Origin of the sequence: Kocuria rosea subsp. polaris (assembly GCF_001483755.1) — a bacterium.
Taxonomy (GTDB): Bacteria; Actinomycetota; Actinomycetes; order Actinomycetales; family Micrococcaceae; genus Kocuria; species Kocuria cellulosilytica.
The window spans coordinates 60,694-81,995 of sequence record NZ_LQBK01000042.1 but is presented as its reverse complement, the minus strand read 5'-3'; the positions used below and the strand labels follow the sequence as shown (position 1 = coordinate 81,995).

Below are 21,302 nucleotides of genomic sequence, written 5' to 3'. Positions count from 1 at the left end.
ATCCCATGAACCCGGTCCTGCGCGGGGAATCCCCGTCCGTGGAGCAGCACCCCGGCATCCCCTTCCCGGACGCCGACCTCTTCTGCTTCGCCGCCCTGCTGCCCCCGTCCGAGCGCGCGCGGCTGGCCGAGCTGCGCGCCTTCCTCCAGGAGCAGGTCCGTCCCGTGGTCACGCCGTACTGGAACCGCGAGGAGTTCCCGTCCCACCTGCTCCCGGACCTGGCCGCCCACGGGCTCGGCGAGCTCGAGCTCTCCGGGGCGAGCCGGCTGTTCCGGGGCCTGGCCTACGCCGAGGTCGCCCGGGCCGACGTCTCCCTGAGCGCCCTCGTGGGCATCCACAACGAGCTCGTCGTCGACCTGATCGACGCCCTGGGCTCGCCCGGGCAGAAGGCCCGGTGGCTGCCGGAGCTGCGCCGCTTCCGGGCCCTCGGCGCGTTCGCCCTCACCGAGCCCGAGCACGGCTCCGACATCGCCGGCGGACTGGCCACCACCGCGACCCGCGACGGCGACGAGTGGGTGCTCACCGGGACCAAGCGCTGGATCGGCGCCGGCACGATCGCCGACGTCGCGATCGTCTGGGCCCGGGACACCGCCGACGGGCAGGTCAAGGGCTTCCTCGTGGAGACCGACCGCCCGGGCTGGTCCGCCACCAAGATCGAGCACAAGATCGGCCTGCGGATCATGCAGAACGCCGACATCGTCCTGGACGAGGTCCGGATCCCCGCCGCCGGCGCCCTGCCCGGGGCGCAGGACTTCGCCGCGGCCAACGAGATGCTGCGCAACTCCCGCGCCTGGGTGGGCTGGCAGGCGGCCGGGGTGCAGCTGGCGATCTTCGACGTCGCCCGGGCCTACGCCCTGGCCCGGACGCAGTTCGGCCGCCCGCTCGCGAAGTTCCAGCTCGTCCAGGAGCCCCTCGCCCGGATCCTCGGCAACACCACCGCCACCCTGGGCCTCATGGCCCAGATCGCCCGGCTGCAGGAGGACGGCGGCTTCGACATGCCCCACGCCGCCCTGGCCAAGGCCACCACCACCTCCCTGGCCCGGGAGTCGGCCGCCCTGGGCCGGAACCTGCTCGGCGGCAACGGCGTGGTGACCGACCACGAGATGGCCAAGCTCTTCAACGACGTCGAGATCCTCTACACCTACGAGGGCACCTACGAGATCAACGCCCTCATCGTGGGCCGCGCCGTCACGGGCGTCTCCGCGTTCGTCTGAGCGGGGCCCGCGCGCCACCGCCCGGCCACCTCCCACCACCCCCGAGCAGCTCCCCGGAAGGAGCCCGCATGGACGTCACCGACACCTCCGCCCTCGTCACCGGAGCCGCCTCAGGACTCGGCGCCGCCACCGCCGCGATGCTGGCCGGGCGCGGCGTGCGGGTCTTCGCCGTCGACCTCCCGGCCGCGATCGAGAAGGCCCCCGACGTCCCCGGCGTGCGCCACGTCCCCGCCGACGTCACCGACCGGGAGCAGGTGCGCGAGGCCGTGGCGGCCGCGGCCGCCGCCGGGCCCCTGCGCACCGTGGTGAACTGCGCCGGCATCGGCCCCTCCGCCCGGGTGCTGGGCAGGCAGGGCGTGCACGACCTCGACCTGTTCGAGACCGTGCTGCGCGTCAACCTCCTCGGCACGTTCACCGTCCTGGCGCTGGCCGCGGAGCGGATCGCGGCCACCGACCCGGTCGACGACGACGGGCAGCGCGGGCTGGTCGTCAACACCGCCTCCGTCGCCGCGTTCGAGGGGCAGGTCGGGCAGGCCGCCTACGCGGCGTCGAAGGGCGGGGTGCACAGCCTGGGCATCACCGCGGCCCGGGACCTCGCGAGCGCCGGGATCCGGGTGAACACCATCGCCCCCGGGGTGGTGGAGACGCCCATGCTCGCGGCGGTGAGCGACGAGTTCCGGGCCGGTCTCGCCGCGGGCGTGCCGTTCCCGCGCCGGCTGGGCCGGCCCGGGGAGTTCGCCCAGCTCGTGGCGACGTTCCTCGACAACGACTACCTCAACGGCGCCACGGTCCGCATGGACGGGGCGCTGCGCATGGCGCCCCGCTGAGGGTCCGCCCCATAGACTGGGGCCCATGACCACCGACTTCTCGCCCGTCGACCTCGCCACGGCCCGCGACCGCCTCCGCCAGCTGATCACCGACCTCGCCGTGGTGCGGGGCAAGGTGACGCTCGCCAGCGGCATCGAGGCCGACTACTACGTGGACCTGCGCCGCGTGACCCTCCACCACGAGGCGTCCCGCTACGTGGGCCAGGTGATGCTGGCCCTGCTCGACGAGGCGGGGATCTCCTGCGACGCCGTGGGCGGGCTGACCATGGGCGCGGACCCCGTGGGCCACGCGATCATGCGCACGGCCGGTGACCAGGGCCGGGCGATCGACACGTTCGTGGTCCGCAAGGCCCAGAAGAGCTACGGGATGGGCCGCCAGGTCGAGGGCCCCCCGGTGCGGGGCCGCGACGTCGTCGTGGTGGAGGACACCTCCACCACGGGCGGCTCCGCGCTCACCGCGGTGGAGGCCCTGCAGCGGACCGGCGCCAACGTGGTGGCCGTGGCGATCATCGTGGACCGGCGGACCGGCGCCAAGGAGCGCATCGAGGAGACCGCGGGCGTGCCGTGCCTCTACGCCTTCACGAAGGACGAGTTCGGGCTTGACTGACCCCGTCGACGAGGCCGGTGCCCCGGCGGCCCCGGCGGTCGGCGTCGGCCCCTGGGAGGGCCCCTGGCCCGAGGGCGGGCAGTGGGACCCGGAGCTGCTCGAGCACGGGGACCGGCGCAACGTCGTGGACGCCTACCGGTACTGGACGATGGACGCCATCGTGGCCGATCTCGACACCCGCCGGCACGGCTTCCACGTGGCCGTGGAGAACTGGCAGCACGACCTCAACATCGGCTCGGTGGTGCGCACCGCCAACGCGTTCCTCGCCCGGGAGGTGCACATCGTGGGCCGGCGGCGCTGGAACCGCCGCGGAGCGATGGTCACCGACAGGTATCAGCACGTGCGCCACCACGCGAGCGTCGAGGAGTTCACGGACTGGGCGCACGCCGAGGGCCTGCCCGTGATCGGGATCGACAACTTCCCCGACTCGCAGCAGCTCGAGACCTACGACCTGCCGGCGCGCTGCGTGCTGGTGCTCGGCCAGGAGGGACCGGGGCTGAGCCCCGAGATGCACGCGGCGGCCGGGACCACCCTGTCCATCGCCCAGTTCGGCTCGACCCGCTCCATCAACGCCTCGGCCGCGGCCGCGGTGGCGATGCACGCCTGGATCCGGCGGCACGTCTTCGGCCAGCCCGTCGTGTGACGGGCGACCCGCGGCGTCCACCCGTCGTCCCCCGGCGCCGGTTTGGCTAGAGTGGGAGCCAGGCCACACCCGAACCGAAGGAGCCAGCATGCCCATCGCAACCCCTGATGTCTACGCCGAGATGATCGACCGGGCCAAGGAGAAGGGTTTCGCCTACCCGGCCATCAACGTCACGTCCTCCCAGACCCTCAACGCGGCCATCCGCGGCTTCGCCGAGGCCGGCTCGGACGGCATCATCCAGGCCTCCACCGGCGGGGCGGCCTACTGGTCCGGGGCCTCCGTGAAGGACATGGTCACCGGCTCGCTCGCGATGGCCGCCTTCGCCCGCGAGGTCGCGAAGAACTACGACGTCAACATCGCCCTGCACACCGACCACTGCCCGCAGGACAAGCTCGAGGGCTTCGTGCTGCCGCTGCTCGAGGAGTCCGAGAAGGCCGTGGCCCGCGGCGAGGACCCGATCTTCCAGTCCCACATGTGGGACGGCTCCGCCATCGAGCTCGACGAGAACCTGAAGATCGCCCAGGAGCTGCTGGCCCGCACGAACAAGGCCAAGATCATCCTCGAGGTCGAGATCGGCGCGGTCGGCGGCGAGGAGGACGGCGTGGAGAACGCGATCAACGAGAAGCTCTACTCCACCGTCGAGGACGGCCTGGCCACGGTCGAGGCCCTCGGCGCCGGCGAGAACGGCCGGTACCTCACCGCCCTGACCTTCGGCAACGTGCACGGCGTGTACAAGCCCGGCGGCGTCAAGCTGCGCCCGGAGCTGCTGCAGCAGATCCAGGAGGAGGTCGGGAAGAAGATCGGCAAGGACCGTCCCTTCGACCTCGTCTTCCACGGCGGCTCCGGCTCCACCGCGCAGGAGATCGCGAACTCCGTGGAGTACGGGGTGGTCAAGATGAACGTGGACACCGACACCCAGTACGCCTTCACCCGCCCGGTCGCCGGGCACATGTTCACCAACTACGACGGTGTGCTCAAGGTCGACGGCGAGGTCGGCAACAAGAAGAAGTACGACCCGCGCGTGTGGGGCGCCCTGGCCGAGGAGCACATGGCCGCCCGCGTGGTCGAGGCCTGCCAGAACCTCGGCTCCGCCGGGACCTCCGTCAAGTAGCGACTCCACCCCGCCGCGGCCGCCCTGCGCGGCCGCGGCGGGCGACGGCGGCGCCCTGCCCGCGCGGGACGCCGCCGTCACTCTTTCCACGTGCGAGCATCGGTTCTTCCTCTACCTCATTCAGGCATTGCACTTATTGCACTTATTGTTCGAGGGTGCCATGATCAGACATGAAGGAGGAACCATGTCCAAGACATCGAGGCTTGAGATCCTCGACCCTACAAAGGTCCAGATCGAACAGGCTCGTGAACTCGTCTCAGCTCTCAAGAGCCAGACGAGTCCGACAGTGCGGATCCAGATAGGCGAGAGCTCCCATGAGGTTCCGGCTCAGCTCGCCGGACTTGTGGAAGATCTGCTGAAGCGAGTGGCCCAAGGCCAGCACGTATCCATTGGGGGTACGCCAGAAGAAGTCACCACGACGGTTGCGGCCAAGATGTTGGGGATGTCCCGTCCGACACTGATGAAGCTGGTGCGGGAGCGCAGGATCCCGTCGCGCTCGGTGGGCAAGCACACCCGTCTTCGCGCGGAGGACGTTCTGGCATACCGGAAATCCGAGTGGGAAGCGCGCGACCAAGCATTCGAACGTCTGCGCAATCCCTCCGAGGATCTCGAGATGGCACCCTAGTCCAGTCGTACCGTGCGCGTGGGGCCGGCGCTCATAGACTCAAGGTCATGAATGCTGGCCCCACTCACGTCCTCCTCGACGCCAACGTCCTCTTCTCCCGTGCTTGCCGGGATTGGATCGCTCGGGGAGCACTGCTGTGCCGAGAGGGGATGTTCGTGCCCCACTGGACGGAGGACGTCCTGTCCGAGTGGATGTACCGATTGAGGCGAAAGAACCCCACGGCGCCTGACAGCAGCATCGGCCAGAAGAGGCGGGATCTGGAGGGAGCCTTTCCGCAGGCCCTTGTCACCGGGTACGCCATCATGGACTCACCCTTCGCCGATCCGAATGACGCTCATGTTCATGCAGCGGCAGTCCATGCCGGTGTGGACATGGTGATCACGCAGGATTCAGGATTCCACGCGGTCGATGGTCATGTCCTCGATGACTTGCCCTATGAAGTGTGGACGCCGGACGACTTCCTCGTGCTCATGGCGGACAGCTCGCCCGGACTTCTGTTTGCGCTGGTCGAAGACCAGCTCGGATATTGGAGCAGAAGGAGTCCCGGCGATGTCGACCTGCCCGGGCGTCTGCGCGCCGCTCAGCTGTGCCAGTTCGCCTCGCAGGTCGAAGAGGTGCTGAGAACGATGGCGATGAGCGGTCGGTGGTAGGTACGGCTTCCTGCTCACTTTTCTCCCTCGGCCTTACTTGCAGCACTCACAACTGCCCGGATATTGGTCGCACCTGCTTGCAGAGGCCGAGACATACCTGAGCCACCCGCCGCGTAGGCTTAGAGATGATCATCCGGGGCCAGGCCCCGTCGCACAGAGACCTACGGAGCACACAGCATGTCCCTCACCGGCAAGAACCTGCTCGGCGGCCCCGAGCCCACCCATCTCACCGAGGACCCGGGGCTGACCGAGCGCATCGAGGCGGGCGACGAGGCGGAGGACCTCGCCGCGCGCTTCCCGAAGGCCTCCCTCGCGTGGGCCATGTGCGCCGAGGACGCCCTCGCCGAGGGCCGCACCCTCGAGGGCTACGCCTTCGCCCGCGTGGGCTACCACCGCGGCCTCGACGCCCTGCGCGGCCACGGCTGGAAGGGCCACGGGCCCGTCCCGTTCTCCCACGAGCCCAATCGCGGCTTCCTGCGGGCGCTCGCGGCCCTGGGCCGGGCGGCCGCGGCGATCGGCGAGTTCGACGAGGCCGAGCGCATCCAGAAGTTCCTCAACGACTCGGACCCCACCGCCGCGGAGCAGCTGCAGCGCTGATCCGGCAGGCCGGACGGGCCCGGGGACGGCTGACGTCCCCGGGCCGTCGTCGTGCGCGGTCACGACCGTTGTCGCCCGGCCGGCACGGTGCCAGCATGGAGGCATGGCAGCCCTGCAGATGCCGATCCCGGAGGGCCCCGGGGTCCACCGTGTGCTCGGGGTCGTGAACCCCTACGACATGGCTCTCGACCGGGAGATGTGGCGGTGGATGCCCGCGCCGACGTCCCTCGCGGTGGCGCGCACCCCGTTCCACCCCATGGTGGTCGACGAGCTCATGGCCGCGCGGATCGGCGACGACGCCGAGATCCGGGCCGCGGCCCGCTCCCTGGCGGCCGTGGCCCCGGAGGCCGTGGTCTACGCCTGCACCTCCGGCAGCTTCGTGCACGGCGGGGAGGGGGCCCGGCGGATCTCCCGGACGATCGCGGAGGAGGCCGGCGTCCCGGCGGTCACCACGTCCGAGGCGCTGCTGGAGGCCCTGGACGTCCTGGGCGTGAGTGCCCTCGCGATCGCGACCCCCTACGTCGAGCGGCTCACGCAGCGGCTGGAGGACTTCCTCGCGGAGGACGGCAAGGACGTCGTCGCCTGCGCCGGGCTGGGGCTGGACCGGCTCATCTGGCACGTCCCCTACGCCGTGACGGCGGACCTCGTCCGCCGGGCGGACCGGCCGGGGGCCCAGACCGTGTTCGTGGCGTGCACCAACCTGCCCACCTACGACCTCATCGCGCCCCTCGAGGAGGAGCTGGGCAAGCCGGTGCTGAGCGCCAACCAGGTGACGCTGTGGGCGGGCCTGCGCCGGATGGGCCTCGCCCCGGAGGGCCCGGGGCAGCGCCTGTGCGCCCTGCCGGCCCCGGAGGTCGAGCGGTCCTGACCCGGGCGGCCCGCTCGGTGCCGGGGTCAGGCCCGGAACAGGGCGCCGAGCCGGTCGGCGCGGGCGGGGTGCCCGGCCAGCCGCAGCCCGTGCCACGCCGTCACCTGGTTGGCGGTCAGCACGGGCAGCCCGAGCGCCCGCTCGAGCCCCGGCAGGGCGGCCACCGTGTGCAGGGCCGTGTCCGGGACGAGCAGGCACTCGGCGCCCCGGACGTCGGCGGCGCGCGCGGCCCCGAGCAGCCACTCGGCGTCGAGGCGCCCGGCGTCCTCGCCGCTGGGGACGTCGTGGGCGGACAGCGCCGTGACCGTGATGCCGTCCCCGGCCAGGAAGGCCGTGAAGTGCGCCGCGACGTCCGCCGGGTAGGTCGCCGCCACCGCGACCCGGCGGGCCCCCAGGTGCCGGACCGCCGCGGCGAAGGCCCAGGACGTCGAGGAGGCGGGGACCCCGCTCGCCGCGCCCACCCAGTCCGACTGCGCCCGCGCGCCCTCCCGGCCGTGCACGAAGCTGCCCGAGGTGCAGGCCCACAGCACGGCGTCCGGGGCGTGGGCGCGCGCCCGCCGGGCCGCGGGCTCCAGGTGCCGGCGGGAGCCGAGGTCCAGCAGCGCCGCGACGTCGTGCGCCGTGCCGCCCTCCCAGGTGCGCACCACGGGGAAGGCGGCGTCCGGCACGAGGCGCTCCAGCACCTCGTAGTCGTCCTCCGCGCTGTGCCCCGGATAGAGCATGACCACGGTGTGCACGGTCCCGGCACCTCCTTCCCGGCGGGGTTGACCGGATCGACGAAAAGCTTACAGTTTGATTGTCGACAATCGTAGCGTCCGGAGGAGGTCCCGTGCAGGACGTGCTGGAGCTGTCCGCGGTGGAGCTGACGTCGGCCTACGCGGCCGGTGAGCTCTCGCCCGTCGAGGTCGTCGAGGCGACGCTGCGCGCCATCGAGGCCGTGGACCCGGTGCTCAACGCCTTCTGCCTGGTCGAGGGGGACGCGGCGCTGGCCGGCGCCCGGCAGTCCCAGGAGCGCTGGGCCCGCGGCGCGGGGCGCGGGCCGCTGGACGGGGTGCCCACCACCGTCAAGGACCTGCTGCTGGCCCGCGGCCGGCCCACCCTGCGGGGCTCCCTGCTCATCGAGGAGACGGGGCCGTGGGAGGAGGACGCGCCGTCGGTGGCACGTCTGCAGGAGGCCGGCGCGGTGCTCGTCGGCAGGACCACCACCCCGGAGTTCGGCTGGAAGGGCGTCACCGACAGCCCCCGCACCGGTGTCACGGTCAACCCCTGGGACACCGCCCGGACCGCGGGCGGCTCCTCGGGCGGCTCGGCCGCCGCGGTCGCGGCCCGGCTCGGCGCCCTGTCGGTCGGCACCGACGGCGGAGGATCCGTGCGCATCCCCGCCTCCTTCTGCGGGATCGTCGGGCTCAAGCCCACCTACGGGCTGGTGCCCCTGTACCCGGCGAGCCCCTTCGGCACGCTGGCCCACGCCGGGCCGATGACCCGCACCGTGGCCGACACCGCCGCGATGCTCGACGTCCTGTCCGGGTACGACCCCCGCGACTGGTCGGCGCTGCCGACCCCCACCGGGAGCTTCCTCGGGCGGCTGGCCGGTCCGGAACGGGCGGCCGGCCTGCGCGTGGCCTTCAGCCCGGACCTGGGCTACGGCACCAACGACCCCGAGGTCGAGCGCGCCGTCCGGGCGGCCGTCGGGGTGCTGGCGGACCTCGGCGCGTCGGTCGAGGAGGTGGAGCTGGGCGAGGAGGACCCCGCGTGGGCCTACCACGTGCTCTGGTTCAGCGGCGCGGCGTCCGTGGTGGCCGGCTACGGCCCGGGCGCGCGCGAGCGGATCGACCCCTCCCTGCGCGCCGCGCTCGAGCGGCACCACGGCTTCAGCGCCCAGGACTACCTCGACGCCACGGCCTGCCGCATGGCCTGGGGCCGCCGGATGGGGCTGCTGCACGAGCGCTACGACGTCCTCGTCACGCCCACGCTGCCCCGGACGGCCTTCGAGGCCGGCACGGACGTCCCGGCCGGGTCCCCGAGCCCGGACTGGACCAGCTGGACGCCCTACTCCTACCCCTTCAACCTCACCCAGCAGCCCGCGATCACCGTCCCGTGCGGACTCACGGGGGAGGGCCTGCCCGTCGGCCTGCAGATCGTGGGCCCGCGCCACGGCGACCAGCGGGTGCTCGACGTCGCGGCCGCCTACGAGGCCGCGGCCGGCCGGGACCCCCTGCGCCCGCCGCTCGCCGCCCGGTCCTCCTCCGCCGTCGCCGAAGGGAGCACCCCGTGACCCGCTACCTCACCGTCACCCTGGAGCGCCGCGCCGTCACGGCCCGCGCCCGCCTCCTCGACCGCGAGGCCCCCCGGACCGCCGAGGCCGTGTGGCAGGCGCTGCCGCTGGCCGGACAGGTCTTCCACGGGAAGTTCGCCCGCAACGAGATCTACGCGCTGGTCCCGGGGTTCGCCCCCGAGGAGCCGGGGCCCGAGAACCAGACGGTGACGCCGATCCCGGGGGACCTCTGCTACTTCAGCTTCGACGGGGTGCTCGAGAACCCGGCCTACGGCTACGACGCCTCCTCGGGGACCTCGGAGCACCGGCTGCTCATCGACCTCGCGGTCTTCTACGGGCGCAACAACCTGCTGCTCAACGGCGACGTGGGCTGGGTGCCGGGCAACGTCTTCGCCACGATCGAGGACGGCCTCGACGACCTGGCCGCCGCGTGCCAGGACGTGTGGATGGGCGGGGCGCGCGGGGAGACCCTGCGGTTCGCCCGCGCGGAGAGGCGCTGAGCCGGCACCGTGGCGCGAACTAGGATGGATCCTCGGTCCGGGCGCCCGCCCCGGGCCGTGCAACAGATGGAGAGCAGCATGGCAGCCCGGTCGACCCTTCCTCCCGTGGTCCAGGAGTCGACCCCTGCGCTCATCGCCAGGATCCTGCGGGAGGCCATCGCCGACGGGCGCTTCCCGCCCGGGAGCCAGCTCGTGGAGCAGGAGCTGGCCCGGGAGCTCAACGTGAGCCGCGGGCCGCTGCGCGAGGCCATGCAGCGCCTCACGCAGGAGGGCCTGCTCGTGGGCCACCGCAACCGCGGCCTGTTCGTGATGGAGCTGACCGAGGACGCGGTCCGGGACATGTACCTCGCCCGGGAGGCCGTGGAGTGCGCGGCCGTGCGCCGGATCGTGGCCACGGGCACGGGGCCACGGGCCGCCGAGGCCCTGGCCGTGCCGCTGGTCGCGATGCGGGAGGCCGCCCCGGAGCCGAACGGGCACGAGATGTCGGAGGCGGACCTGCACTTCCACGAGCTGCTCGTGGAGCTCGCGGGCAGCCCCCGGCTGCTCAACATGCACCGGACGCTGCTCACCCAGATCCGGATGTCCCTGACCGGCATGCAGGGGACCTACGAGTCCGCCGACGCCCGCCTCCGGGAGCACGCCGAGATCGTGGCGGCGCTGGACGAGGGGGACGCGGAGCGCGCGGACGGGCTGCTGCGGGCGCACATGCAGGACGGCCTCGAGCGGGTGCTGGGCGCCTGAGCGGTCCCCGGGGCGTGCTCCGGGCCGGAGCGGTCCGGTCAGGGCACGCCGGGATCCTCGCCCCGGCCGGGACCGTCACCGAGACCATCACCGGGGCCGTCTCCGCGGTCCTCGGCGTTCCGCCGCTCACCGTTGCGGGGCGGCTCGCCGTACCGGGGCTGCTCACCGTTGCGGGGCGGCTCACCGTGGCGCGGCCCTGAGCCGTTGCGGGTCCCCGGGCCGCTGCGGGTCCGCCGGCCGCTGCGGGTCCCCGTGCCGCTGCGGCGGCCGGGCCCGCGCGGGCGCCACGTGGGGCGGGGCCAGTCCCGCTTGGGCAGGCGCACGTTCCACTCGCCCGCCCCGGGCAGCCGCCACCCCCGCCGCCGGGCCACCACGGTGACGGCGGCGGCCGTGAGGATCGCCGCGGCCATGCCCCAGTTGGGGTAGCCCAGGCCGTGCAGCACGGCCATCTCGGCGCTGGCGATCACCGCACCCGTGGCGTAGAGGGTGTTGCCGCCGAAGATCATCGGCACCCGCCCCACCGCGATGTCGCGGATCATCCCGCCGCCCACGGCGGTGATCACGCCGATCATGACGGCCGGCAGCCAGGTCAGGCCCACGTCGAGGGCCTTTCCGGTGCCCGTGGCCGCCCAGCAGCCCACGGCCAGGGCGTCGGCCACGACCAGCACGCGGTTGGTCCACTTGCCCTGGAGCTGCAGGAAGAAGGCGACCGCGGCCCCGGCGATCGCCGTGATGAGGTACGCGGGGTTCGTCAGGGCCACGGGAAAGCCGACCTGCAGCAGGGTGTCGCGCAGCAGGCCGCCGCCGAGCGCCGAGACGACGGCCAGGAACAGGAAGCCCACGGGGTCCATCTTCAGCTGGCGCGCCACCGCCCCGCCCAGGATGCCGTTGGTCAGCACGCCGAGCAGGTCCACGACGTCGAAGGCCATGCTCGGGTCGAGGTCCTGCACCGCCACCACGTCCACGCCACCTCCTCCACGGCCCACCGACGCCCGAGAGTAGCACCCGGCCCCCGCGCCCCGGCCTCCGGGGACCGCGTCCCCGGAGGCGCTGCTCCGGCGGGCCGCGGAGCGGGAGAGGCAGGTCACAATGGCGCGAGATCCCGGTGTTCCGCCAGAATGAGCGACAGGAGCTGAGCCGACGCCGGGTGAGGCCTGTGCGGAAGGTGGTGTCGGTTCATGAGCGGAGTGTTCCGGCACGAGCTCACGGTCACGGACCCGCTGGTCCTGGCCGCCCTGGGGGAGCGGACCGGGATGCGCTTCGGGTACAGCACCGAGGACCCGCACTTCTCGTACTCGCTGTCCCGGGCCGGGGACGAGCAGGTCGCGGTGTCCACGGTGCACGTGGGCGGCGCGATGTCCCTCTGGGGGGACACCGAGGTCTTCACGGTCGCGCACGTGCGCGGCGCCCGCTACGACTGGCAGATCCGCGACGAGTCCGGGGCCGCCGCCGGCGGGTCCTCCGTGCTGTTCCGTCCCGAGCACCCGTCCCTGGTGGTGGCCCAGGACGTGGACGTCACCCTGGTCCACCTGCCGGTGGAGCTGGTGCAGGAGACCGCGGACACCGTGTACGGGACGAGGACCCCGGTCGCCTTCGCCGCCGCCACCTCGGAGGGCGACCGGCTGGGGCAGTACTGGTCGGGCCTGGCCCGCTACGGGGCCGGTGTCGTGGCCTCGGGGGCCTTCGCCGAGCCGCTGGTCCGCGCCGAGCTCACCCGACAGTTCATGGTGGGACTGCTCGAGTGCTTCCCGCTGACGGGGGACCCCGACGAGCGCTGCCTGTCCATGGAGGCCCAGGCGCGCCGCTACCGCCTCGCGGTGCAGTTCCTCGACGACCGCGCCTCGGACCCGGTGACCGTCGAGGACGCCGCCCGGGCGGCGGGGACGACCACGGCCGCCCTCGTGCGCGCCTTCCGGGCCAATCACCCGCTGGGGCTGACCCCCGCCCAGTACCTGCGGCGGATCCGGCTGGACGCCGCCCACCGCGACCTGGCGGCCGGGGACCCCGGGGCGGGGGACACCGTGAAGGAGATCGCCGCCCGCTGGGGCTTCAGCCACCCGGGCCGCTTCGCCCGGGACTACCGGCAGCTCTACGGCACCACCCCGCGCCGCACCCTCGACCACTGAGCCGCACCGGCCCCGGGGCGCGGCCCGTGGCGGGACCCGCCGCTCAGCCCGCGAGCTCCGCCCGGGCGAGGTCCAGGGCGCGGGCCAGGCGCTGCACGCCCACCTCCGTGCGCTCGGGGCTCGTGGACGCGAAGCACAGCCGGAAGGCGTCCTGGAACCGGCCCGAGGGGGACAGCGCGGGGCCGGGGATGAAGGCGACGCCCTCGGCGAGCGCGATCTCGAACAGGCGGGGAGTGGCCACGGCCGCGTCCTCGCCCTGCAGGGTCACCCACAGGAAGAACCCGCCCTCGGGGTCGGTCGTGACCACCCGGGAGCCCAGGTGGCGGGCGATCGAGGCGTCCATGGCCTGCTTGCGCCGCCGGTACTCCGTGCGCAGCCCGGTCAGGTGGTCGTCGTAGCCGCCCTGGCGCACGAAGCGCTCCACGATGTGCTGGGCGGGCACGTTCGTGCACGTGTCCATGGCCTGCTTGCCGGCGATCAGCAGCTTGCGCAGCCGCGGGTCCGCGTCCACCCAGCCCACGCGCAGGCCGGGGGCGAGGACCTTGGAGAAGGTCCGCACCGAGAAGACGAGCGGGTCGTCCGGGCTGATCTCCCGGAAGCCGGGGACGTCCTCGCCGGCGAAGCGCAGGCCCCCGTACGGGTCGTCGTCGATGATCACGGACCCCCACCGGTGGGCCAGCTCCAGCAGGCGCCGCCGGCGCGGCTCGCTGAGCGTGGTGCCGGAGGGGTTCTGGAAGTTCGGGATCGTGTAGACGGCCCGCGGGGTGCGCCCGGTCTCGGCGACCAGCGTCTCGAGCGCGTCCACGTCCAGGCCGTCCTGGTCCACGGGGACCTCGAGGACGTCGGCGCCGTAGCTCAGGGCGGTCCCGGAGCCGTTCGTGTACGTGGGGGACTCGACCACCACGAGGTCCCCGGGGTCCACGAAGAGCTTGAACGCGAGGTCGAGGCCCTGCATGCCGCCGGAGGTGATGACGAGCCGTTCGGGCCGGGTCGGCTCCGGGGTCGTGGAGTGGTGGGCCACGACGGTCTCCAGCAGGCCGGGCTCGCCCTCCGTGGCCCCGTACGTGAACGAGCTGTCGTCGAGGACCTCGGCGGCGATCCGCCGGAACTCCTCCGTGGGGATCACCTCGGCGGCCGGGGCGCCCATCGCGAAGCGGACGATGTCGTGGGTCTGGGCGGCGAGCAGGGACGTCGAGGAGTCGATGACCGAGCCCACGAGCCCGTCGGCCCGCTGGGCCAGGGGCAGCAGGCCCCGGTCGGGGTCGCCGCCCACGCCGGCGGTGGGCTTGGTGAGCAGGCTGTCGACGGTGGTGAGGGGCGTGGCGGTGGTGGTCATGGGCTCACTTCCTGATGAGGGCGCGGGGGAAGGAGGTCAGGGCCTCCGTCCCGGTGGCGGTGATGCGGATCGTCTCGGAGACCTCGTAGCCGTACCCGGTCATCCACATGCCGCAGATGAGGTGGAACGTCATGTTCTCGGCGAGCACGCTCTCGTCCTCCGAGCGGATGCTGATGGTGCGCTCGCCCCAGTCGGGGGGATAGCCGATGCCCACGGAGTAGCCGAGCCGGCTGGGCTTCTCGAGCCCGAACTCCGCGAGCGCCCAGTTCCAGGTGCTCGCGAGCTCGCGCACCGGGACGCCGGCGGCGGTGACGTCGAGCACGGCCTCCAGCCCGGAGGCGACGGCCTCCTCCAGCAGGCCCAGCTCGGCCGTGGGCGGGCCGAGCATGACCGTGCGGGCCAGCGGCACGTGGTAGCGCCGGTGCACCCCGGCGAGCTCCACCACCACGGCGTCGCCCTCCTGCAGCACCCGGTCCGACCACGTGAGGTGCGGGGTGTCGGCGGAGGCCCCGGTGGGCAGCATGGGGACCATGGCCGGGAAGTCGCCCCACGCGTCGCCGACCCCCTCGACCTGGGCCCGGGAGATCTGCGCCGCGACGCGGTGCTGCGGGACCCCGGGCTCGATCGCGTCGATCGCGGCCTGCATCGCCGCCGTGGTGACACGGGCCGCCGTGCGCAGGTACTGGATCTCCGCCGGGGACTTCACAACGCGCACCCAGTTCACGAGGTCGAAGGCGTCCACGAGGGTCCACTCCGGGAGGGCGTTGACGAGCGAGCGGTAGCCCTTGGGGGAGAAGAAGTGGGAGTCCATCTCCAGGCCCACGCAGCCCCGGGCGGCCGGGGCGACCTGGCCGCGGCGGCGCAGGGCGAAGGCCACCCAGTCGAACGGGTGCAGGTGCGGCCGGTGCACGTAGCGCTCGGGGTAGCCGACGATCTGCTCGGGGTGCAGCCGGGCGGTGCGGAACGCGCCGTTGGCGTCCATCTCCCGCAGGAACAGCAGCAGCTCGCCCTCCGCGGGCACGAACAGCAGCTGCGGGGTGTAGAAGGACCAGGCGTCGTAGCCCGTCAGGTAGAACATGTTGCCGGGGTCGGTCACGATGAGCCCGCTCAGCCCCTGCTCCGTCATCTTCTCCCGCACCGCGCGCAGCCGGGCGGCGTACTCATCGTCGGGGAACAGCGCGGGGCGGACCTCCGGATCCGGCCGGGCCCCGCCGGCCTCGCGCCCGTCGGGCAGGGCCCCGCCGGCCACGGGAGCATCGGTCAGGGGGCCGCCCGTCACGGCGGCACCGGTCGCAGCGGCATCGGTCACGGTGTCATCGGCCACGGGGCACCGCCGTGTACTTCGTCTCGAGGAACTCCTCGATCCCCACGCGGCCCCCCTCGCGCCCGAGGCCCGAGGCCTTGACCCCGCCGAAGGGCGCCGCCGGGTTGGAGACCAGACCCGTGTTGACCCCCACCATGCCGACCTCGAGGGCCTCGCTCACGCGGAAGCTGCGGTCCACGTCGCGGGTGAAGAGGTAGCCCACGAGCCCCCACGGGGTGTCGTTGGCCCACCCGAGCACCTGCTCCTCGGAGTCGAACGGCACCACGGGCGCCACCGGCCCGAAGATCTCCTGGGACATGAGATCGGACTCGGGGCTGACCCCGGACAGGACGGTGGGCGCGTAGAACCAGCCCCGGCCACCGGGCCGGCGGCCCCCGCACAGCACGCTCGCGCCGCGGGTCAGGGCGTCGTCCACGAGCTCCTCCACCTTGGCCAGGGCCTTCTCCTCGACGAGGGGGCCCACCTGGGTGCCCTCGGCCACGCCGTGGCCCACGGTGAGGGAGCCCATGCGCTCGGCGAGGCGGGCGGAGAACTCCTCCGCCACGGAGCGGTGCACGAACAGGCGGTTGGCCGCGGTGCAGGCCTCGCCCATGTTGCGCATCTTGGCGGTCATCGCGGCCTCGACCGCCACGTCGAGGTCGGCGTCCTCGAACACGATGAAGGGGGCGTTGCCGCCCAGCTCCATGGACGAGCGCATGACGTGCTGGGCGGCCTGCTCGAGCAGGCGGACCCCCACCTCGGTGGAGCCCGTGAAGGAGACCTTGCGGGCGATCCCCGAGGACATCCAGGGCCCGACCACGGAGGAGGCCTTCGAGGTGCACACGACGTTGAGCACCCCCGCCGGGAGGCCGGCCTCCACGAGGACGTCCACGAGCGCCAGGGAGGACAGCGGGGTGAGGTTGGCGGGCTTGAAGACCATCGTGCAGCCGGCCGCGACGGCCGGGCCGATCTTGCGGGTGCCCATGGCCAGCGGGAAGTTCCACGGGGTGACCAGCACGCAGGGCCCCACGGGCTCCTTCGACACCAGGATCCGGGTCCTGCCGTCGCCCGAGACGGTCATGTCCCCGCCGATCCGCACGGCCTCCTCGGAGAACCAGCGGAAGAACTCGGCGGCGTAGGCCACCTCCCCGCGGGCCTCGGCCAGGGGCTTGCCCATCTCCGTGGACATCACCAGCGCGAGCTCGTCCTGGCGGGCCATGATCAGGTCGTAGGAGCGGCGCAGGATCTCCCCGCGCTCGCGGGGCGCGGTCCGCCCCCACTCCTTCTGGGCCCGCCCGGCGGCCTCGATCGCCCGGGCGGCGTCCTCGGGGCCGCCGTCCGCGACCGTGGCGACGACCTCCTCGGTGGCGGGGTCCACCACGTCGAAGCGGCGGCCGGAGGCGGCCTCGGTCCAGGCGCCGTCGATGAAGACCCCGGTGCTGACCCCGGCGACGGCGTCCCGGGACCGGCGCAGGACGTCGGCGGAGGCGGTGGTGGGGGCGGCGGAGGTGGTCACGGGGTGTCCTTCCGGTCGGGATCGGTGCGCGGGCCCGCAGGGTCGGCGGGGCGCGGGTCGAGGAGCTGGGCGAGGTGCCGGCCGGGCCGGTCGGGGCGCAGGTGGCGGACCTGCTCGTGGCACGAGAACCCGTCGGTGAGCACGGGCACGGAGTCCTCCGTCTCCCGCAGGGCCGGGGCCAGGGCCTGTTCGGCCACGGCGAGGCTGACCTCGTAGTGGGCGGCCTCGAAGCCGAAGTTCCCGGCCACCCCGCAGCAGCCGGTGGCCTCCCGGACCTCCCCGACACCGGCCGCGGCCAGCGCCCTGCGCTGGGTCGCGGCGCCGAAGGCGGAGTACTCGTGGCAGTGGGTCTGGACCACCACGGACGGGGGCAGCGGGGTGCCGGGGGCGGGCAGCGCACCGTCCCGGGCGAGCTCGGTGACGTGCTCGGCGAAGCTGCGCACCCGGGCCGCCACCCGGCGTGCCGCGTCCGTGGGCACGAGCCCGGGCAGGTCGTGGCGGAGGGCGGCCGCGCAGGAGGGCTCGACGACGACGACGGGGCGCGCGGAGCCGTCGTCGAGCGCCGCGACCGTGCGGCGCAGGACCTTCTGCGCCGTGCCGAGCTGGCCGGTCGAGATCCACGTCAGCGCGCAGCAGGCGTCGGGGGCGCACTCGACGGGGCGCCCGGACCCGGCGAGGACGCGGGCCGCGGCACCGGCCACCTCCGGCCGGAAGCCGCGGGTGAAGCTGTCCACGAACAGGACCGTCTCGCCGGTGCCCGCCCCCGGGCGGGCCACCCCGGCGGCGGCGACCTGGCGGATCCAGTCGGCCGCCCCGGCGAAGCGCGGCAGCGGGCGCTCGGGGGCCAGCCCTGCCGCCCGCATCCCTGCCCGCAGCAGGGGACGGGTGGCGGGGCGGTCGCGCAGCGCCGCGTTGAGCAGCCGGGCGAACCGGCCGGTGAGCCCGAGCCAGCGGGGCAGCCGGCCGAGGCTGTAGTGGCTGAAGGGCCGCAGCCGCCCCCGGTAGAAGTGGTCGAAGAACTCGGACTTGTACGTGGCCATGTCCACGCCGGCCGGGCAGTCGGTGGCGCACGCCTTGCAGGACAGGCACAGGTCGAGGACCTCGCGCACGTCCCGGGACCGCCACCCCGTCTCCTGGTCGGGGGCCGAGCGGACCATCTCCTGGAGCACGCGGGCCCGCCCGCGCGTGGAGTCCCGCTCGTCCAGGGTGGCCCGGTAGCTGGGGCACATGACCCCGCCCGTGTCCGCGCGGCAGCGGCCCACCCCGATGCACCCCTGCACGGCGTGCACGAAGGGGTCCTGGCGGTCCTCCCCGGCGCGCAGCTCCCCGAGCGGGAAGGAGGTCCGCCACTGCCGCTGCGGCACGCCCTCGAGGGCGAGGTCCGCGGTGAGCGCGGCCGGGTCGACGAGCACGCCGGGGTTGAGCAGCCCGTGCGGGTCCCAGGCCCGCTTCACGGCGGCGAAGGCGCCCAGCACGCGCGGGGAGTACATGAGGCCCAGCAGCTCCGAGCGGGCGCGGCCGTCCCCGTGCTCCCCGGAGAGGGACCCGCCGTGGGCGACGACGAGCCGCGCGGCGTCCTGCGTGAAGGCGCGGAACACGGCCCGCCCCTCCTCGGAGCGCAGGTCGTAGGTGATCCGGATGTGCAGGCACCCGGCGCCGAAGTGGCCGTAGACCACGCCGTCGAGGCCGTGCTCCCCGAGCAGGGCCCGGAGCTCGGCCAGGTAGCCGGCGAGCCGCTCGGGGGCCACGGCGGAGTCCTCCCAGCCGGGCCAGGACTCGCTGCGCTCCAGGGCGGCGTCCGGGGCCAGGCGCGAGGAGAGCCCCGCCCCGTCCTCGCGCACCCGCCACAGGGAGGTCCGCTCGACCGGGTCCGGCACGGTCCGGCCGTCGAGGGCGTGGCCCTCGCGCAGCAGCCGCTCGAGCAGGGCCTCGGCGCGCTGGGCCACCTCGGCGGCATCGTCCCCGTCGAGGTCCACGTAGAGCCACGCGCCGCCCCGGGGCATCGCCGCGACCGCGTCCGCGCCCCGGCGCCACCGCATCGTGGCGACGATCTTGTCGTCGATCCCCTCGACCGCCGCCGGCTCCTCCTCGAGCAGGATCGGCACGTCCCGGGCCGCCGCGACCACGTCCTCGTAGCCGAGGCACAGCAGCAGCGCGCTGCGGGGACGGGGCACCAGACGCATGCGGGCCCCCACCACCACGGCGAGCGTGCCCTCCGAGCCCACGAGGGCGCGGGCGACGTCGAAGCCGCGCTCGGGCAGCAGGTGCTGGAGGTGGTAGCCGGAGACCTGCCGCGGGATCCGGCCCAGTTCCACGCGCAGCTCGGCCAGGTGGGCGGCGGCCACCTCCTGCAGGGCCCCGGCGAGCTCACCGGCCCGCCGGGCGGAGACCTCGTCCGCCGGATCGGTGGCCCGCAGCCCGCCGGGCCCGGCGGTGAGCAGGGCGCCGTCGGCGGTGACGAGGTCGAGCTCCACGGTGTGGTCGCTCGTGCGCCCGTAGCGCACCGAGTGGTTGCCGCAGGCGTCGTTGCCGACCGACCCGCCCACCGTGGCGCGGGTGCGCGAGGACGGGTCCGGGGCGAACGTGCGCCGCCCGTCCGTGCGCCGCTCCACCTCGCGGGCGAGCACGGAGAGCACCGCGCCGGCCTCGACGTCCACGGTCAGGGCGTCCTCGTCCACGGTGCCGATCCGGCGCAGGTGCCGGGAGAGGTCGAGGACGAGCCCCGGGCCCACGGCGTTGCCGGCCATCGAGGTGCCCCCGCCCCGGCTGGTCACCGGCACGTCCAGGTCCCGGCACACGGACAGCGCCGCGGCCACGTCCGCCGCGGAGCGGGGGAAGACCACCGCCCGGGGGCGCACCCGGTAGTTGGACGCGTCGTAGGCGTACTCCGCGAGCCGGCGGGAGCCGGTGTCGGCGTCGAGGCCGGCCGCGCGCAGGCGCCGGCCCAGCTCGCCGTCGTCCGGGGTCCCCGGAGCGGGCGGCGCGCCCCCCGGCCCGGCTCGGCGGACCGGGAAGGGCAGGGCGGCGGTGCTCATGCGCTCGCCGCCGCCCCGACGAGGGCCTCGGCCAGGGCCGCCTCGAAGCGCTCGAGGCCCGTGCGGATCTCCTCCTCGGAGACCACCAGGGCGGGGATCAGGCGGACCACGTTGCCCGCCGGCCCGCAGGTCAGGGTGAGCAGCCCGTGGCGGGTGGTGGTCTGCTGCACGGCCAGGGCGGCGGCGGCGTCGGGGGAGCCGTCCTCCTTCGCGAACTCGATGCCCTGCATCAGCCCGCGGCCCCGGACGTCGCTGATCCCGGGGTGCCGCTGCTGCAGGGGCAGCAGCCCGGCCTGCAGCTGGTCCCCGCGCAGCCGCGCGTTCTCCACGAGGCCCTCGTCCCGCACCACGTCCAGGGTGGCGCAGCCCGCCGCGGCGGCCACGGCGTTGCCCCCGTAGGTCCCGCCCTGCGAGCCGGGCCAGCCCCGCTCCATGAGCGCGGTCGGCGCCGCGATCGCGGAGATCGGGAAGCCCGAGGCGAGGCCCTTCGCCGTGATCAGCACGTCCGGGACCACGTCCGCGAACTGGTGGCCCCAGAAGCGCCCGGTCCGGCCCACCCCCGCCTGCACCTCGTCCAGGACCAGCAGGATCCCGTGCCGGTCCGCCCGCTCCCGGAGCCCTTCGAGGAAGGCCGGCGGGGTGGGCAGGTAGCCGCCGTCGCCGAGCACGGGCTCGATGAGGAAGGCCGCGGTGTCCTGGGGCGCCGTCCGGGTCATCAGCAGGTAGTCCAGCTCGCGCAGGGCGAAGTCCACGGCCGTGCGCTCGTCCCACCCGTAGCGGTGGGCGTAGGGGAACGGGGCCATGTGCACCCCGCCCATCAGCGGGGAGAACCCGGCGGAGAACCGCGTGCCCGCGGTGGTGAGGGTCGCCGCGGCCACCGTGCGGCCGTGGAAGCCGCCCTGGAAGACCACGATGTTGGGCCGGCCCGTGGCCATCCGGGCCAGCCGCACGGAGGCCTCGACCGCCTCGGAGCCCGAGTTGGCGTAGAACACGGAGTCCAGCCCCGGGGGCAGGACCTCGCCGAGCTTGTCGGTGAGCTCGAGCAGCGGCGGGTGCATCACAGTCGTGTACTGGGCGTGGATGACCCGCCCGACCTGCTCCCGGGCCGCCTCGACCACCCGGGGGTGGCAGTGGCCCGTGCTGGTCACCCCGATCCCGGTGGTGAAGTCCAGGTAGTCCCGCCCGTCGGTGCCGTGGATCCAGCACCCCCGGGCGGAGTCGACGACGACCGGGGTCGCCTGTTTCAGGAGCGGGCTCAGTGAGGTCATGGCTCATCATGGGAACAGCCCGCGGAGATTGTCAACAATCGGACCGGCCCGTAGGGTGGC

At 74.0% G+C, this 21,302-nt stretch carries 20 protein-coding genes; 13 read left to right on the top strand and 7 right to left on the bottom strand.

Annotated elements, in window-relative coordinates:
- The first annotated feature begins 5 nt into the window (after window positions 1–5).
- The 9 genes from AVL61_RS16865 (at window position 6) to AVL61_RS16825 (ending at window position 7,142) form a co-directional block, all read left to right on the top strand.
- Window positions 6–1,214 carry an acyl-CoA dehydrogenase family protein gene (locus tag AVL61_RS16865; RefSeq protein ID WP_058875483.1) on the top strand — a complete coding sequence of 403 codons (1,209 nt, stop codon included), beginning with the start codon at window positions 6–8 and terminating at the stop codon, window positions 1,212–1,214.
- 68 nt (window positions 1,215–1,282) lie between these two features.
- Window positions 1,283–2,041 (top strand): SDR family NAD(P)-dependent oxidoreductase, encoded by a 759-nt coding sequence (locus AVL61_RS16860; RefSeq protein ID WP_058875482.1) that lies wholly within the window; start codon window positions 1,283–1,285, stop codon window positions 2,039–2,041.
- Between the two features lie 25 nt (window positions 2,042–2,066).
- Window positions 2,067–2,648: an orotate phosphoribosyltransferase gene (gene pyrE, locus AVL61_RS16855; protein WP_058875481.1), complete on the top strand. Its 582-nt coding sequence runs from the start codon at window positions 2,067–2,069 to the stop codon at window positions 2,646–2,648.
- Window positions 2,641–3,291, top strand: coding sequence for a TrmH family RNA methyltransferase (locus tag AVL61_RS16850; RefSeq protein WP_058875480.1), 651 nt, complete (start codon window positions 2,641–2,643; stop codon window positions 3,289–3,291). The genes pyrE and AVL61_RS16850 overlap by 8 nt, the downstream gene beginning before the upstream one ends.
- 88 nt (window positions 3,292–3,379) lie before the next feature.
- Window positions 3,380–4,402: a class II fructose-bisphosphate aldolase gene (gene fbaA, locus AVL61_RS16845; protein WP_058875479.1), complete on the top strand. Its 1,023-nt coding sequence runs from the start codon at window positions 3,380–3,382 to the stop codon at window positions 4,400–4,402.
- Between the two features lie 184 nt (window positions 4,403–4,586).
- Entirely contained in the window at window positions 4,587–5,027 is a 441-nt protein-coding gene (locus AVL61_RS16840) for a helix-turn-helix domain-containing protein (RefSeq protein ID WP_058875478.1), read from the top strand.
- A gap of 47 nt (window positions 5,028–5,074) precedes the next feature.
- Window positions 5,075–5,677, top strand: coding sequence for a PIN domain-containing protein (locus AVL61_RS16835; protein WP_082697267.1), 603 nt, complete (start codon window positions 5,075–5,077; stop codon window positions 5,675–5,677).
- Between the two features lie 177 nt (window positions 5,678–5,854).
- The gene (locus AVL61_RS16830; protein WP_058875476.1) at window positions 5,855–6,274 is read left to right on the top strand and encodes a DUF3151 domain-containing protein; all 420 of its coding nucleotides are present in this window, start codon (window positions 5,855–5,857) and stop codon (window positions 6,272–6,274) included.
- A gap of 103 nt (window positions 6,275–6,377) precedes the next feature.
- Entirely contained in the window at window positions 6,378–7,142 is a 765-nt protein-coding gene (locus AVL61_RS16825; RefSeq protein WP_157571484.1) for a maleate cis-trans isomerase family protein, read from the top strand.
- Window positions 7,143–7,168: 26 nt separating this feature from the next.
- On the opposite strand, the gene AVL61_RS16820 is transcribed toward AVL61_RS16825, so the two are convergent.
- Window positions 7,169–7,879: a maleate cis-trans isomerase family protein gene (locus tag AVL61_RS16820; RefSeq protein ID WP_058875475.1), complete on the bottom strand. Its 711-nt coding sequence runs from the start codon at window positions 7,877–7,879 to the stop codon at window positions 7,169–7,171.
- 92 nt (window positions 7,880–7,971) lie between these two features.
- Between AVL61_RS16820 and AVL61_RS16815 the strand changes: the two genes are divergently transcribed.
- From AVL61_RS16815 to AVL61_RS16805, 3 genes are all read left to right on the top strand, one after another.
- Entirely contained in the window at window positions 7,972–9,417 is a 1,446-nt protein-coding gene (locus AVL61_RS16815; RefSeq protein WP_058875474.1) for an amidase, read from the top strand.
- Window positions 9,414–9,917 (top strand): DUF3830 family protein, encoded by a 504-nt coding sequence (locus tag AVL61_RS16810; protein ID WP_058875473.1) that lies wholly within the window; start codon window positions 9,414–9,416, stop codon window positions 9,915–9,917. Before AVL61_RS16815 ends, AVL61_RS16810 begins: the two co-directional genes overlap by 4 nt.
- Window positions 9,918–9,995: 78 nt before the next feature.
- Entirely contained in the window at window positions 9,996–10,658 is a 663-nt protein-coding gene (locus tag AVL61_RS16805; RefSeq protein ID WP_058875472.1) for a GntR family transcriptional regulator, read from the top strand.
- A gap of 38 nt (window positions 10,659–10,696) precedes the next feature.
- On the opposite strand, the gene AVL61_RS18550 is transcribed toward AVL61_RS16805, so the two are convergent.
- On the bottom strand, window positions 10,697–11,623 hold the full coding sequence (locus AVL61_RS18550) for a trimeric intracellular cation channel family protein (protein WP_231738468.1): 927 nt from the start codon (window positions 11,621–11,623) through the stop codon (window positions 10,697–10,699).
- A 213-nt stretch (window positions 11,624–11,836) separates the two neighbouring features.
- On the opposite strand from AVL61_RS18550, the gene AVL61_RS16795 reads away from it, so the two are divergent.
- Window positions 11,837–12,784: a helix-turn-helix transcriptional regulator gene (locus tag AVL61_RS16795; RefSeq protein WP_157571483.1), complete on the top strand. Its 948-nt coding sequence runs from the start codon at window positions 11,837–11,839 to the stop codon at window positions 12,782–12,784.
- Between the two features lie 43 nt (window positions 12,785–12,827).
- Here the strand turns inward: AVL61_RS16795 and AVL61_RS16790 are convergent, their stop codons facing one another.
- From AVL61_RS16790 to AVL61_RS16770, 5 genes are all read right to left on the bottom strand, one after another.
- A complete protein-coding gene (locus AVL61_RS16790) occupies window positions 12,828–14,120 on the bottom strand; it encodes an aminotransferase-like domain-containing protein (protein WP_231738467.1) in 1,293 nt (430 codons plus the stop codon).
- A 4-nt stretch (window positions 14,121–14,124) separates the two neighbouring features.
- A complete protein-coding gene (locus tag AVL61_RS16785; protein WP_157571490.1) occupies window positions 14,125–15,354 on the bottom strand; it encodes a M24 family metallopeptidase in 1,230 nt (409 codons plus the stop codon).
- Between the two features lie 79 nt (window positions 15,355–15,433).
- Window positions 15,434–16,939 (bottom strand): NAD-dependent succinate-semialdehyde dehydrogenase, encoded by a 1,506-nt coding sequence (locus AVL61_RS16780; RefSeq protein ID WP_082697266.1) that lies wholly within the window; start codon window positions 16,937–16,939, stop codon window positions 15,434–15,436.
- A complete protein-coding gene (locus AVL61_RS16775; RefSeq protein WP_082697265.1) occupies window positions 16,936–19,974 on the bottom strand; it encodes an FAD-binding and (Fe-S)-binding domain-containing protein in 3,039 nt (1,012 codons plus the stop codon). The genes AVL61_RS16780 and AVL61_RS16775 overlap by 4 nt, the downstream gene beginning before the upstream one ends.
- Entirely contained in the window at window positions 19,971–21,242 is a 1,272-nt protein-coding gene (locus tag AVL61_RS16770; protein WP_058875470.1) for an aspartate aminotransferase family protein, read from the bottom strand. Before AVL61_RS16770 ends, AVL61_RS16775 begins: the two co-directional genes overlap by 4 nt.
- Window positions 21,243–21,302: the final 60 nt, after the last annotated feature.

Bases quoted from the DNA above. Each gene is read 5' to 3' on its own strand.
- AVL61_RS16830 (WP_058875476.1), top strand. From the start codon at position 5,855: ATGTCCCTCACCGGCAAGAACCTGCTCGGCGGCCCCGAGCCCACCCAT.
- AVL61_RS16805 (WP_058875472.1), top strand. From the start codon at position 9,996: ATGGCAGCCCGGTCGACCCTTCCTCCCGTGGTCCAGGAGTCGACCCCT.
- AVL61_RS16865 (WP_058875483.1), top strand. From the start codon at position 6: ATGAACCCGGTCCTGCGCGGGGAATCCCCGTCCGTGGAGCAGCACCCC.
- AVL61_RS16840 (WP_058875478.1), top strand. From the start codon at position 4,587: ATGTCCAAGACATCGAGGCTTGAGATCCTCGACCCTACAAAGGTCCAG.
- pyrE (WP_058875481.1), top strand. From the start codon at position 2,067: ATGACCACCGACTTCTCGCCCGTCGACCTCGCCACGGCCCGCGACCGC.
- AVL61_RS16860 (WP_058875482.1), top strand. From the start codon at position 1,283: ATGGACGTCACCGACACCTCCGCCCTCGTCACCGGAGCCGCCTCAGGA.
- AVL61_RS16790 (WP_231738467.1), bottom strand. From the start codon at position 14,120: ATGACCACCACCGCCACGCCCCTCACCACCGTCGACAGCCTGCTCACC.
- AVL61_RS16770 (WP_058875470.1), bottom strand. From the start codon at position 21,242: ATGACCTCACTGAGCCCGCTCCTGAAACAGGCGACCCCGGTCGTCGTC.
- AVL61_RS16775 (WP_082697265.1), bottom strand. From the start codon at position 19,974: ATGAGCACCGCCGCCCTGCCCTTCCCGGTCCGCCGAGCCGGGCCGGGG.
- fbaA (WP_058875479.1), top strand. From the start codon at position 3,380: ATGCCCATCGCAACCCCTGATGTCTACGCCGAGATGATCGACCGGGCC.
- AVL61_RS16825 (WP_157571484.1), top strand. From the start codon at position 6,378: ATGGCAGCCCTGCAGATGCCGATCCCGGAGGGCCCCGGGGTCCACCGT.
- AVL61_RS16835 (WP_082697267.1), top strand. From the start codon at position 5,075: ATGAATGCTGGCCCCACTCACGTCCTCCTCGACGCCAACGTCCTCTTC.
- AVL61_RS16795 (WP_157571483.1), top strand. From the start codon at position 11,837: ATGAGCGGAGTGTTCCGGCACGAGCTCACGGTCACGGACCCGCTGGTC.